The 12,007-nt window shown below is 70.6% G+C and carries 12 protein-coding genes; 5 read left to right on the plus strand and 7 right to left on the minus strand.

Translation table 11 applies throughout. The features are described 5' to 3' along the window. Positions 1-53: 53 nt before the first annotated feature. Positions 54-1,292, minus strand: coding sequence for an oxygenase MpaB family protein (locus tag ACH34Q_RS11925; protein ID WP_395982900.1), 1,239 nt, complete (start codon positions 1,290-1,292; stop codon positions 54-56). Positions 1,293-1,508: 216 nt separating this feature from the next. Here ACH34Q_RS11925 and ACH34Q_RS11930 point away from each other — a divergent pair, with 216 nt between their 5' ends. Continuing rightward, positions 1,509-2,165 carry a TetR/AcrR family transcriptional regulator gene (locus ACH34Q_RS11930; protein ID WP_395982901.1) on the plus strand — a complete coding sequence of 219 codons (657 nt, stop codon included), beginning with the start codon at positions 1,509-1,511 and terminating at the stop codon, positions 2,163-2,165. A 13-nt stretch (positions 2,166-2,178) separates the two neighbouring features. On the opposite strand, the gene ACH34Q_RS11935 is transcribed toward ACH34Q_RS11930, so the two are convergent. Continuing rightward, on the minus strand, positions 2,179-3,066 hold the full coding sequence (locus ACH34Q_RS11935; RefSeq protein WP_395982902.1) for an NAD(P)-dependent oxidoreductase: 888 nt from the start codon (positions 3,064-3,066) through the stop codon (positions 2,179-2,181). A gap of 49 nt (positions 3,067-3,115) precedes the next feature. Here ACH34Q_RS11935 and ACH34Q_RS11940 point away from each other — a divergent pair, with 49 nt between their 5' ends. The 4 genes from ACH34Q_RS11940 to ACH34Q_RS11955 all read left to right on the plus strand — a co-directional run bounded on the left by ACH34Q_RS11940 (position 3,116) and on the right by ACH34Q_RS11955 (position 7,467). Beyond that, positions 3,116-3,523 (plus strand): MerR family transcriptional regulator, encoded by a 408-nt coding sequence (locus ACH34Q_RS11940; RefSeq protein ID WP_395982903.1) that lies wholly within the window; start codon positions 3,116-3,118, stop codon positions 3,521-3,523. Positions 3,524-3,814: 291 nt separating this feature from the next. Beyond that, on the plus strand, positions 3,815-4,684 hold the full coding sequence (locus ACH34Q_RS11945) for an arpA protein (RefSeq protein ID WP_395982904.1): 870 nt from the start codon (positions 3,815-3,817) through the stop codon (positions 4,682-4,684). Between the two features lie 53 nt (positions 4,685-4,737). Further along, a complete protein-coding gene (locus ACH34Q_RS11950) occupies positions 4,738-5,559 on the plus strand; it encodes a class I SAM-dependent methyltransferase (RefSeq protein WP_395982905.1) in 822 nt (273 codons plus the stop codon). Between the two features lie 48 nt (positions 5,560-5,607). Then, the gene (locus ACH34Q_RS11955) at positions 5,608-7,467 is read left to right on the plus strand and encodes a choline/carnitine O-acyltransferase (protein WP_395982906.1); all 1,860 of its coding nucleotides are present in this window, start codon (positions 5,608-5,610) and stop codon (positions 7,465-7,467) included. 27 nt (positions 7,468-7,494) lie between these two features. On the opposite strand, the gene ACH34Q_RS11960 is transcribed toward ACH34Q_RS11955, so the two are convergent. From ACH34Q_RS11960 to ACH34Q_RS11980, 5 genes are all read right to left on the minus strand, one after another. Continuing rightward, a complete protein-coding gene (locus tag ACH34Q_RS11960; protein WP_395982907.1) occupies positions 7,495-8,157 on the minus strand; it encodes a nitroreductase family protein in 663 nt (220 codons plus the stop codon). Between the two features lie 9 nt (positions 8,158-8,166). Next, the gene (locus tag ACH34Q_RS11965) at positions 8,167-9,426 is read right to left on the minus strand and encodes a flavin-dependent oxidoreductase (protein WP_395982908.1); all 1,260 of its coding nucleotides are present in this window, start codon (positions 9,424-9,426) and stop codon (positions 8,167-8,169) included. A gap of 118 nt (positions 9,427-9,544) precedes the next feature. After that, on the minus strand, positions 9,545-10,369 hold the full coding sequence (locus ACH34Q_RS11970) for an ABC transporter permease (protein WP_395982909.1): 825 nt from the start codon (positions 10,367-10,369) through the stop codon (positions 9,545-9,547). Next, positions 10,369-11,172 carry an ABC transporter permease gene (locus ACH34Q_RS11975; RefSeq protein WP_395982910.1) on the minus strand — a complete coding sequence of 268 codons (804 nt, stop codon included), beginning with the start codon at positions 11,170-11,172 and terminating at the stop codon, positions 10,369-10,371. Before ACH34Q_RS11975 ends, ACH34Q_RS11970 begins: the two co-directional genes overlap by 1 nt. Next, positions 11,162-11,989, minus strand: a complete 828-nt coding sequence (locus ACH34Q_RS11980; RefSeq protein ID WP_395982911.1) for an ABC transporter ATP-binding protein — start codon at positions 11,987-11,989, stop codon at positions 11,162-11,164. Before ACH34Q_RS11980 ends, ACH34Q_RS11975 begins: the two co-directional genes overlap by 11 nt. Positions 11,990-12,007 lie beyond the last annotated feature (18 nt).

Below are 12,007 nucleotides of genomic sequence, written 5' to 3' on the forward strand. Positions count from 1 at the left end.
ATCCGCTGGATTCCGAGCTCGAGGTCTGCGGCGGGGTGGGGCCGCGGCTCAGGTCAGTAGTTCGGGTTGTTCATCACCGGGATCTCGATGTTGATCTTCTGGCCCTCGGACAGGACGAGCAGGATCGCCTTGCGGAGGAACTCGTCGAAGAGCCAGTAGGAGTCCCGGACGACCTTCGGCGCGTCCGTGATGTCCAGGATGCCTTCGCGGACGGCGATGAACGGCTCCCAGGCCACGTCGAGGAGCGAGTCCCAGAGCGGCTCCCGGCGGATCCGCAGCCAGCGGCAGATCTCGTCGCCGAGCAGGAAGCGGGTGAACGAGCCGAGGATCGGCTTGCTCAGGATGCCGAAGTCGATGAAGGACGCGAGGTTGAGGAGCATGTCGGCCAGCTTGATGCCCTCGGGCGTCGGGGCCAGGATCGGGTCCAGGACCTGCTTGGCCTGGGAGTTGGCCTCGGCCCAGGACTTGGGGATGTACTCGTCCCGGATGCCGAGCAGGTGCGCGGTCACCTGCCACGAGTGCAGGAAGGCCTGGGACTCGTCGTCGGGGATCGGCACCTTCCACTTGATCAGGTTCTGCATCACGGTGGTGGGCAGGCTGTGCCAGGTGACCATCATGTCCGCCTGGCTGATCGGGACCTCCTCGTCGGCGACCTTCTGCCAGTACGGGGACTTCGGCAGCAGGTGGCGCACCCCCGAGTGCGCGAGCCGGGTCTTGACGCAGGTCACGATCATTTCGCCGTCGTCGTCGAAGGCGTTCCTGGAGCCGACGTCGTACCCGAGCTTGGCGGTCTTGGTGATGCGGTCACGCATGTCCGCACCGCCCTTGGAGTAGTAGACCGCGCGCGCCTCCTTGGGGATGACCGTGCTCATCATCCCGCTGGCGAAGCCGTAGGTCACACCGAGGTACAGGCCCCGCTTCTCGTTGAACTCGACCGCGGTGGCGAGCTTGCCCCGGTCGGTCCAGGCGGGCATCTGGCGGACGCGTTCGATGTAGGCCTTCAGGTCGGCCGGCAGACCGCTCGGCAGCGCCTGGCCGTTCTTGGTCCAGGTCGCCATCAGCTTGTTGACCTGGGGCACGGCCCCCTTGTCGAGCAGCGAGGCGACGAGCTGGTCGCACTCGGGGTCCCAGACGCCCTTCGGGTCGGCGCCCGCGCCGGCGCCCGCGATCGACCCCGCGGGCGACCAGGTCCACAGCGAGCCCGCCTGGGCGGGGGTCGCGGCGCTGAGCGCACCGACCGCGCCCAGCGTTCCACCGGCCATCAACACGTTCCGCCTGCTGGGTTTCTCCATGCCTTCGCTCCTCCTCGGGGTTCGAGAGCACCGCCCTGATACGGTGATACTTGATCCGCATCTGTGTATCATCGGCGGCAGAACCCATGACAGCACACTGTGTCCTCCACCACAAGACCGAACTTCGTTCTGGTAGCCCGCCGGCACGGCGGCCGGGGATTCAGGCAGAATCAGTCGTCTCAGGAGGAGATCGTGGAAGCTGCACTATCCGCTCTCATGGCGACATCGAGCCAGGAGTCGGTGCTCGAACGCGCGTACACCGACGCCGTCGAACGGGTCGACGACGCCGACGAGACCCGGGCGGGCATCCTCGAGGCGGCGTACGAGCAGTTCTGCCGGATGGGCATCCAGCGGTCCACCATGGAGGACGTGGCCCGCCGGGCCGGAGTCTCGCGGATCACGGTCTACCGGCGGTTCGCCACCAAGGACGCGCTGGTCGAGCAGGTGGTACGCCGGGAGTTCCGCCGGTACTTCGACCGGTTCCTCATCGACATCGTGCGGGCCGAGACCGCCGCCGACCGGGTGGTGCTGGGCTTCGTGAGCTCGCTGCACGCCATCCGGAACAACCCCCTGATCGGCGGCCTGATCTCCGCGGAGCCGGACCTGCTCGTCTCGTCCCTGATCAGCGACGGGGGCCGGACCGTCGCCACCGTACGGCAGTTCGTCGCGGGCCAGCTCCGCCAGGAGCAGCGCGCGGGGAACGTGCCGGACGGCCTGGACATCGACTTCGTCGCCGAGATGATGGTCCGGGTCTCGGCCTCCTTCCTGGCGATCCCCAGCCACCTCATCGACCTCGACGACGACGAGCAGCTGGCCGAGGTGGCCCGGCGGTTCCTCGTCCCCATGCTGGAGCCGGCCCCCTCGCCGGAATGACCGGGGCCGGCGGTCAGCCGCCGCGGGGTCCGGCGAACTCCTCGATCAGCACGGGGTACTGCTCCCCGCCGTGCCCGGCGGCGATCGAACGGTCGGCCATGGCCTTGAACAACTTGGGCAGCTCGGCGTTGACCCCCACCGCCTCGCTCTCCTCGATCAGGTGCGCCATCGCCCGCACGTCGGTCTCCAGGGCCGACACCTCGGCGGGGAACGAGCCGCTGTCGATCTGCTCGGCATAGCCCGGCAGCCATTCGGCCACACCGGCGGCCATCTGCCGTGCGAACTGCGCGTACGTCGCGGCGTCCACGCCGGCCGTCCTGAGCATGGCGGTGCCCTGGAGCCAGGCGTTCAGGACGCTCCACATCATCGCCAGGCCGGCCACGTCGTACAGGGACGCCAGGCCGTGGTCCGCGCCGAGGTAGGTGACGGTGCCGAGGGCGTCGAGCTGGACCGGCCGGTGCGCCTCGAAGTCCGGCTGCGGCCCGCTGTGCAGGATCATCGCCTCGGCGGTCCCGATCGCCGGCGGTACGGCCATGATCGCGCCGTCCAGGTAGCGGGCGCCGCGCGCCTCGGCCCATCCGGCGGCCTCCCGCGCCTGGGCCGAGGAGCTCGAGGTCAGATTGATCAGCATCGTGCCGTCCAGCTCGACGCCGGTCCCGCCGAGCAGCTCGTACATCGCCGGGTAGTCGGTGACACAAATGATCGTCAGGGAGCCCGCCTTGACCGCGGCGCCGACCGTCGGCGCCAGGTCCGCGCCCTCGACCACGAGGCGGTCGGCCTTGGAGGGCGTACGGTTCCACACGGTCGTGGGATGCCCGGCCTTCAGGAACGCGCCGGCGAGCGCCTGGCCCATCAGGCCGAGTCCGATGACCGTCACGGGTGTGCTGGTGTTTTCGTTCATGGCAGCATCGTCAACGTTGATACCGGTGTGAAGGTCAAGTGAGGTGCGGATGCTGATCGGGGAACTGAGCCGCCGGACGGGCGTCAACGCCCACCAGTTGCGCTACTACGAGGCCCAGGGCCTGCTGGAGGCGGGCCGCGGCGCGAACGGCTACCGCGAGTACGGCGAGGACGCCGAGCTGCGGGTGCAGCAGATCAGGCATCTGCTCGGCGCCGGCCTGTCCTCCGAGGACATCGCGTACCTGCTGCCCTGTGCGGTCGGAGAGGCCCCCGAACTGCTCGGGTGTCCCGAACTGCTGGCCGCGATGCGGTCACGGATGCAGCGGCTGGACGATCAGATGGCCAGGCTCGCCCAGTCCCGCGACGCCCTCGCCGTCTACATCGACGCGGCCGAGCGGATGAGCGACGAGAGCTATCCGCCCTTTCACGATGCCGGCCAGGAGTCCGTCCCCGCCTGAGGCCGGCCGGGGTGATATGGACCACACTGACGGATGGAGATGCTCCGCGCGGCGGTGGCCGGACCGAATCCGAATGCACAGGTCACCGTCCGGCGCGGGGGCCTCCGATAGTCCGGGGCCGGGAATTGCGGCCATTACCGGCTGGTAATAACTGTGCTAGAAATCCGTCCTGGGTCCCGCCGATCATCGGAGGGGATCGCAGGACGCAGGCAGCGTGGCCTGTTCGCGGATCGAGGGTCTTGACGGCGGGCGGCTCCTGTGCCGGGACGCCCGCGAGTGGAGAGGGTCTTCATGGGCATGTCCGAGGCTCGGGACGTCGAACAGGTGATCAATACCGGCCGCTATCCCCTGGCGGAACCGGGCGGCGCCGCCTGGCGCGCGGTCGTGGGGCGCACCCGCCGGGAACTGCGGGAAACCGGATGCAGCGTGCTGCCGGATTTCGTCCGCCCGGCACTCGCGGACGCACTGCGGAACGAATGCGCCGCCATCGCGCCGCTGGCGCATTTCGAGGTCGAGACCGTCAACGCCTACAACATCGCGGTGGACGCGTCGCTGCCGGCCGACCATCCCGGGCGCATTCCGATCGAACGGGGCAACGCGTTCGTGGCGCGCGACCTCATTCCCGCCGGGCACATCATCCAGCGGCTCTATTCCAGCGTGCCGTTCCAGCGCTTCGTCGCCGACTGCTTCGGCCTGGAACGCGTGCACGAACTCGCCGATCCCTTGTCGGGGCTCTGCCTGAACGTCGTCAAGCCGGGAATGGAGCATCCATGGCATTTCGACACCAATGAGTTCACCGTCAGCATGCTCACCCAGCCGGCGGAGCAGGGCGGGATCTTCGAATACTGCCCGAACATCAGAACGGCGGGCGCGGAGAACTTCGACGACGTGCGCGCCGTTCTGGACGGCCGGGGCGACCGGCTGGTGCGGCGGCTGGAACTGCGCCCGGGCGACCTTCAGCTCTTCAAGGGCCGCTACTCGCTGCACCGGGTCAGCCCGGTCCGGGGCGGTACCCCCAGGCACACGGCGATCTTCGCCTACAGCGAGCGTCCCGGCGTGATCGGCAACGTGACGCGGACCAGGCAGTTGTTCGGCCGGGTCCGGCCCGAGCACCGCGCGGCCGAAGGACGCGCCGTACGGGTCGACGCCCTCCTCGACTGACACGGCCGACCACCTCGCCCTTCCCCCCGCAACGCCCCGAGAGGAACGCGACCGTGCGCGCCGACACCGGCAAGATCTCCCTGGACGACATCTACACCCGGCCCGATCCCCGCGCCTATTTCCGTACCCTCCGCGAACTCGACTACTTCATCCCGCAACTCGCCAAGCCGTATTTCCGCACCCTGATCCAGGAATACCGGGACGCCACCGGAGTGCGGAACCCGACCGTGCTCGACATCGGCTGCTCGTACGGGATCAACGCGGCCCTGCTGAGATGCGACGCGACCATGGACGAGCTGTACGAGCGTTACGACGGTCCCGGCGCCGACAAGCTCGGCATGGCCGAACTGCTCGAACGCGACCGGGAGATGGTCCTTCTGCGAGGTGCCGCCCTGGACGGTCCCGGAAGTGTCCGTTTCTTGGGCCTCGACTCCTCCCGACCGGCACTCACGTACGCGGCCGAAGCCGGATTCGTCGATGGCGCCGTCCACGCCGATCTGGAGGAGAACGAGCCGACCGAGCGGCAGCGCGAAACGCTCGCTTCCGCCGACCTGGTGATCTCCACCGGCTGCATCGGCTACGTCACCGAAAGGACCCTCGGCCGGATCGTCGCCGCCGCCCCGGAGGGCCGCAAGCCGTGGATGGCGCATTTCGTCCTGCGCATGTTCCCCTTCGATCCCGTCGAAAAGGTCCTGGACGCGGCCGGGTACGAGACCGTCCACGCCGAGGAGACGTTCAGGCAGCGCAGGTTCGCGACCGCCGGGGAGCAGTCGCAGGTACTCGACACGCTGGCCGCCGTCGGCGTGGACGCCGGCGGCCCGGAAAGCGAAGGCTGGCTTTCCGCTCGCCTCCATATATCCCGCCCCGCCGCGTAATGATGGACGTGGCAGCCGACCAGCCATCCTCACCAAGGAATCGACGCATTGAACATTAGCCATGAGCCGTCCACCCGTACCTTCGGCAACGAGGACGGCCTGCCTCGCGTGCCCCTTCCCGCGCTGGAGGACAGCTGCGCCCGGCTGCTCGATTGGTGCGCGCCGCTGCTGGACGGCACGCAGCTCGCCGAGACCCGGGCCGCGCTGGAGGAGTTCCAGCGTCCGGGCGGTCCCGGCCCCGTCCTGCACGCCGCGCTGGAGCGGTATGACGCGGAGGAGGGTGTGCACAGCTGGCTCGACACGTTCTGGCCGTACCGCTACCTGGGACGGCGCGACCGGATCGCGCTGAACGCCAACTTCTTCTTCCTCTTCAACGACGCGCCCGGCACCCGGACAGCGCCCGGCGGCTCCGGGACGGCGCAGGCGGAACGGGCCGCCGGCCTGATCGCGGGCGCGCTCGACCACAAGCTGCTGCTGGACGGCGAGCGCGTCCCGCCCGCCCTGCAGCGCGGCCGCCCGCTGTCGATGGTGCAGAACCGGTTCCTGTTCTCCACCACCCGGATCCCCGGCGAGGTGCTGGACACCGTCCGCGCCCCGTACTCCGACGACTGGCCCGGCCCGTCCCAGGCCCGGCACATCGTGGTGTTCTTCCGCGGGACGATGTTCCGGATGGACGTGCTGGGCTCGGGTGGGCGCCCGCACACGCTGGACGAACTCGCCGCCGGCCTCCGCACGATCATGAAGACCGAGGCCCGCCCGGACGCTCCCGTCGGGCACCTCACCACCATGGCCAGAGCGGAGTGGGCGCGGACCCGCCGGGAACTCGCCGACCACCATCCGGGCAACGCCGCCTCGCTCGACGAGGTGGAGACCGCGCTGTTCTGCGTCTGCCTGGAGGACTTCGTCCCCCGTGGCACCCAGGACGCCTGCGACCACCTGCTGCACGGCGACAGCGGCAACCGGTGGTTCGACAAGGCGGTCTCGCTGATCGTCTTCGCGGACGGTACGGCGGGCATCAACGTGGAGCACTGCGAGCTCGACGGCACCACGATCCTCGGCTTCGTGGACGCGCTGCTCGGCGAGCCCGCCGAGGTGCAGTCGGCCCGTTCCGGTGCCACCTCGCAGGGCGAACCGACCACCGAGCCGATCGAGTTCGTCCTGGACGACCGGCTCCGGGAGACCGTGCGCGGCGCCGGAGAGGCGTTCGCCGCTTACGGGGCGGCCACCGCGACGACCACGGTGTCGTTCGACGACTTCGGCGGCGACCGGGCCAAGAGCCTCGGGGTCTCCCCGGACGCGTTCGTGCAGATGGCCTACCAACTCGCGCACAAGCGGGCGAAGGGCTTCACCGGCGCCACGTACGAGTCGATCGCGACCCGCCACTTCCGGCACGGCCGTACCGAGGCGATGCGCGTGGTGACGCCCGAGGTGCTGCGCTTCGTCGGCGCCATGGACGACCCCGCCGCCGGTCCGGAGACCCGCCAAGCCGCGTTCAGGGCCGCCGCTGAGGCGCACGTGCGGCGGGCAAAGGACTGCCAGGCCGCGCGGGCACCCGAGCAGCACCTGTGGGAGCTGCAGCTCATCCAGAAGCGGCGCGGCGCGGAACTCGGCGTGACCGAGGAGCCGGCGCTGTACTCGACGCCGGGCTGGCTGGTGATGCGCGACGACCACCTGAGCACCAGCTCCGCGCCGTCCACCAGCATCCGGTACTTCGGCTTCGGCTCGACCAGCGGGCACTGCATCGGCGTCGCGTACGTGCTGCTGCCGGACCGGTTCAACGTCTACCTGAGCACGCCGCAGCCGGTCGCCGGCGCGATGCACGCGTTCGCCGACCGGCTGCGGGAGGCCGTCGCGGAGCTGCAAGAGCTGCTCGCCTCCGAGACCACGGCCGCCGCCGCATCCTCCTGACCGCGCCGCTTGCGGGGGACGTCGTCGTCAGAGGCGGATGACGACGTCCTCGGCCGGTTTGCGGGTGATGTCGGGGACCATGGCCTCCTCGGACGGATAGCCGACCGGGATCACCACGTAGGCGCGTTCCTCCTGGGGGCGCTCGCATACCTCGTTCAGGAACTTCATGGGGCTGGGCGTATGCGTGAGCGTGGCCAGGCCCGCCTGGTGCAATGCCGCCAGCAGGAAACCGACGGCGATGCCCACCGACTCCTTGACGTAGTACGGGCGGGGCGTGTGCGGGCCCTTGTGCACCTCGAACACGACGATGACGGCCGGAGCGTCCTCCAGGAACGGCTTGCGCCAGTCGGTGCCCAGCGGTGCCAGCGCCTCCAGCCATTCCGGTGCGGCGCGCCGCTCGTAGAACTCGCGCTCCTCGGCCTCGGCGGCCTCGCGGAGCCGCCGCTTGCGTTCGGGGGCGGTGACGACCACGAACCGCCACGGCTGGAGGTTGGCGCCGCTCGGCGCCGTCGCCGCCGCGCGGACGGCGTGGTCGATGACCTCGGGCGGCACCGGGCGCGTGGCGAAGTCGCGGACGGTACGGCGCAGCGCCATCGTGTCCGCGAACGTCCGGGCGCGGCCGACCGCCTCATCGGCGGGCACGTCGAAGCGGGGGGCGGGCACGACGGGGTACTCAAGGTGGGCGCTCATGCGACCGTCCTACCCTGTGCGGTCCCCGGCGTCACGGTTCACCTGCTCGCGGGACGATCCCGCGACGCGGGCGTAGCCGTTCACGATGGCCTCGAGCGTGGCGGTGTCGATCACGTCCTCGATGCGGGCGAACCCGTCGGGAGCGCGGCGCTCGACCTCGTCGATCGCGTTCTCCGGTCCGCCCTCGCGGTTGCGGAGCACCACCTCGCTGGTGCTCGGCAGGCGGTCGTGCTGGTACGCCTCCAGCGCGCCGGCGGGATCGGCATGCCCCGCCAGGTGGCCGCTGAGGCTGGTGGCGTCCAGGATGGCCTGGCCGGCGCCGTTCGATCCCATCGGGTACATCGGGTGGGCGGCGTCCCCGAGCAGGGTCACCCGTCCCCGCGTCCAGTAGGGCAGCGGGTCCCGGTCGCACATCGGGAACTCGAAGCAGTCCCCGGTGGCCCGGACGAGTCCGGCGTGGTCGAGGAGTGCCGTACGGAAACGGCCGGTGTGCCGGTCGAGCCCGGCCGGGTCGGCGTGCCGGGACCAGTCCTGGCGCTGCGGCGGAGGATCGCCCGGCCGGCCGGTCTGCTCGCAGATCGCCCAGTTGGTCAGCTTCGTTCCCGGCCGGCCGCCCGCCGCGATCGGATAGATCACCAGCTTGGCGCGGGTACCGCCGGCGATGATCATCGATCGGCCGGTACCGAACTCCGGCCAGTCGGTGGCCCCGCGCCACATCATCACGCCGTTCCACAAGGGCGGGCCCTCTCCAGGGAACAGGAGGGATCGTACGGTCGAGTGGATCCCGTCCGCGCCCACCAGCACGTCGCCCTGCGCGCGGGCCATGGTCTCGCCTCGGCGATCGGCGAACTCCGCGCGTACGCCCTTCGCGTCCTGCTCGAATCCGACCAGCCGGTGCCCGGTCCGCACCGCCTCCGGGCCGAGCCGTTCGTACACCGCCCGGAGCAGCAGCCCCTGGAGGCGGCCGCGATGGAGGCTGATCTGCGGGTAGCCGAAGCCGGCGTTCCGGCCGCACCGCCTGCGCATGATCTCGTGGCCCAGCCGGTGGGTGTAGATCAGCTCGTGGGTCTGGACGCCCATCTCCTCCAGCCGGTCGAGCAGCCCCAGCCCGGCCAGCTCCTTGACCGCGTTCGGCAGCACGTTGACCCCGACGCCCAGCTCGCGGATCCGCTCGCCCTGCTCATGGATCTCGCAGTCGATGCCTTCGCGGTGCAGCCTCAGGGCCGTGACCAGCCCGCCGATTCCCGCCCCTACGACGATGGCTCTCATGGCGGCGCTCACAGGGCGCGGTGGTCGAGGACAGGGCGGGTCTTCTTCTGCCGTGGGGTCGTCATGTCGTTTTACCGCCTTACCGGTAGCCGAATGGGATCGAGCGAGTCGAACGTCGTCAGTCGGCCGCGGCCCCTTCCGCGCTCCAGGCGAGCAACCGGCCGCGTACCAGCAGGAACAGGCGGTCGAGGACGAACCCGATGGCGCAGATCAGCACCACCGCCACGTACATGTCGGCCGTGGCGAGCGTGCGGTAGCCGATCGCCATCGCGTGGCCGAGCCCGTCGGCGGCCACGATCAGCTCCGCGACGAACACCCCGCTGATCGCCCCGACCAGGCCGATCCGGGCGCCGGTCAGGATGCCCGGCAGCGCCGCGGGCAGCACCACCCGCATCATGATCCCGAGCCGGGACGTGCCCAGCCCGGCCGCCGACCACACCAGCGCCGGCTCGACGCGCGAGGCGGCGGCGACGGTGGCCAGCAGGATCGGGAACACCGCCTCCGCGAACCCCATCGCCACCTTGGACGCCGTCCCGAGCCCGAACAGGATCACCAGCGCCGGATAGATCGCCACCTTGGGAGTGGGGAAGAGGAACGAGACGACGGGACGGAACATCAGGCGCACCGCGCGTACCCGTCCCATCAGCAGGCCCAGCGTCACACCGGCGACCAGGGCCAGGCCGAACGAGGCGAGGATCCGGCCGAGCGTGATCATGCTCGCGTCGAGCAGCGCGCCGGTCCCCCACATGATCCGGGCCCGGTCCCAGACGCGCTCGGGAGGCGGCAGCGTGAACGCGGTGAACAGCCCGGAGTTCGCGACCACCTGCCACCCGGCCAGCACCAGGACCACCGGGTAGGCGTACACGACCGCCTTCGTGGCGGCGCCGGCGAGCCCGCGGCGCGGCCGCACGTCCACCGGGGGAACCGGGGCCCGCGCCGCCATCAGATCTCCCCCTCGATCCACCGCAGCCCGCGCCGTACCGCCTGGACGTACGCCGCGTCCAGCAGGAACCCGATCACCGCGATGACCGCGGCCGTCGCCCAGACCCGCAGCGTGTCGCCGTGGTCGTAGAAGGTGAACAGGTAGGCCCCGATCCCGGACTGGCGGATCATCAGCTCGGCGGCCATCAGCGCGAAGATCGACACGCCGATCGCCATCCGCACGCCGGACAGCACCTGGGGCAGCGCGGCGGGCAGCACCACCCGCGCCAGCGCCCCGATCCGCCCGGAGCCGAGCCCGCGCGCCGACCAGACGAGCCAGGGCTCGACCGCGGCCGCGCCGTGGAAGCTCGCGATGACGATCGGGATCAGGCAGGCCAGCACCACGATGATCACGCGGGACGCGGTGCCGGCCCCGAACAGCAGCACCAGGATCAGGGTCAGCGCCACCTTCGGTACCGGGTAGCTCATGGTCAGCACCGGTTCCACGGCGTGCCGGACGATCCTCGACCGCGCCATCACGATGCCGAGCGGTACCCCGATCAGCACGGCGAGGGCGAAGCCGAGGCCCCACCGGTACGCCGAGCCAGCGACCTCGGAGCCGAAGGACGGGTCGGTCAGCACCGCGCCGATCTCGACCAGCACCTCGCTGAACGGCGGGACGCTGGTGGCGCGGACCAGCCCGATCCGGGGCGCGATCTCCCAGGCCAGCAGCAGGAGCGCCACGCCCGCCGGAGGTAGCAGCAAGGTGGATGGAAGGCCGCCCGTCCCGGCCTCGGGCTCGTCCTTGACCGTCTCAGCCGCCATCGCCCTCTCCGTCATCGCGGAGCAGGTCCCAGATCTTGCGATGCAGCACCGGGTAGGCGGGGTCGGCGAGCATCCGCTCCCGGTCGCGGGGCCGGTCCAGCCCGACGTCGAGGACGGCCTTGATCCGCGCCGGCCGGTGCGAGAACACGTAGATCCGGTCCGACAGGTAGACGGCCTCCTCCACCGAGTGCGTCACGAACAGGACGGTCTTGCGGGTGCGCTCCCAGATCTTCAGCAGCTCGTCCTGCAGCACCGTGCGGGTCTGCGCGTCCAGCGCGCCGAACGGCTCGTCCATCAGCAGCAGGTCCGGATCGGTGGCGAGGGTACGGGCGATGGCGACGCGCTGCTTCATCCCGCCGGACAGCTCCTTGGGATAGAGCCTGTCCATGCCCTCCAGGTTCACCATCGCCAGGTGGTGGCGGGCCCGTTCGAGCCGTTCCGCCCGTCCCATCCCCTGGCGGGCCAAGCCGTACGCGACGTTGCCCAGCACCGTCTTCCAGGGGAACAGGGCGAACTCCTGGAAGACGATGCCGCGCTCGGGGCCGGGGCCGCGCACCGGTTCGCCGTCGTAGCGGACCGTTCCGCGGGACGCGCCGACGAAGCCCCCGACGATGTAGAGGAGGGTCGACTTGCCGCACCCGGACGGCCCGACGATGGAGACGAACTCGCCGGGACGTACGGTCAGGTCGATCGACTCCAGTGCCTCGACCGGCTCGCGGCCACGCCGCGCGAACACCTTGCCGACGCCCTCCACCCGTACCTTCGGCGTACCGGCCTCCTCGGCGGCCGTGCCCGGCTCCTGGGATGCGGCGGCCATGGCCGGGCGCCCGCCGCG

It is taken from the genome of Actinomadura sp. 9N407, from assembly GCF_044326315.1.
In the GTDB taxonomy this organism is placed as follows: domain Bacteria; phylum Actinomycetota; class Actinomycetes; order Streptosporangiales; family Streptosporangiaceae; genus Spirillospora.

What these genes read in the sequence shown, in the direction of transcription:
- ACH34Q_RS11925 (WP_395982900.1), bottom strand. Translation starts at nt 1,292, where the DNA reads ATGGAGAAACCCAGCAGGCGGAACGTGTTGATGGCCGGTGGAACGCTG.
- ACH34Q_RS11930 (WP_395982901.1), top strand. Translation starts at nt 1,509, where the DNA reads ATGGCGACATCGAGCCAGGAGTCGGTGCTCGAACGCGCGTACACCGAC.
- ACH34Q_RS11935 (WP_395982902.1), bottom strand. Translation starts at nt 3,066, where the DNA reads ATGAACGAAAACACCAGCACACCCGTGACGGTCATCGGACTCGGCCTG.
- ACH34Q_RS11940 (WP_395982903.1), top strand. Translation starts at nt 3,116, where the DNA reads ATGCTGATCGGGGAACTGAGCCGCCGGACGGGCGTCAACGCCCACCAG.
- ACH34Q_RS11945 (WP_395982904.1), top strand. Translation starts at nt 3,815, where the DNA reads ATGGGCATGTCCGAGGCTCGGGACGTCGAACAGGTGATCAATACCGGC.
- ACH34Q_RS11960 (WP_395982907.1), bottom strand. Translation starts at nt 8,157, where the DNA reads ATGAGCGCCCACCTTGAGTACCCCGTCGTGCCCGCCCCCCGCTTCGAC.
- ACH34Q_RS11965 (WP_395982908.1), bottom strand. Translation starts at nt 9,426, where the DNA reads ATGAGAGCCATCGTCGTAGGGGCGGGAATCGGCGGGCTGGTCACGGCC.
- ACH34Q_RS11970 (WP_395982909.1), bottom strand. Translation starts at nt 10,369, where the DNA reads ATGGCGGCGCGGGCCCCGGTTCCCCCGGTGGACGTGCGGCCGCGCCGC.
- ACH34Q_RS11975 (WP_395982910.1), bottom strand. Translation starts at nt 11,172, where the DNA reads ATGGCGGCTGAGACGGTCAAGGACGAGCCCGAGGCCGGGACGGGCGGC.
- ACH34Q_RS11980 (WP_395982911.1), bottom strand. Translation starts at nt 11,989, where the DNA reads ATGGCCGCCGCATCCCAGGAGCCGGGCACGGCCGCCGAGGAGGCCGGT.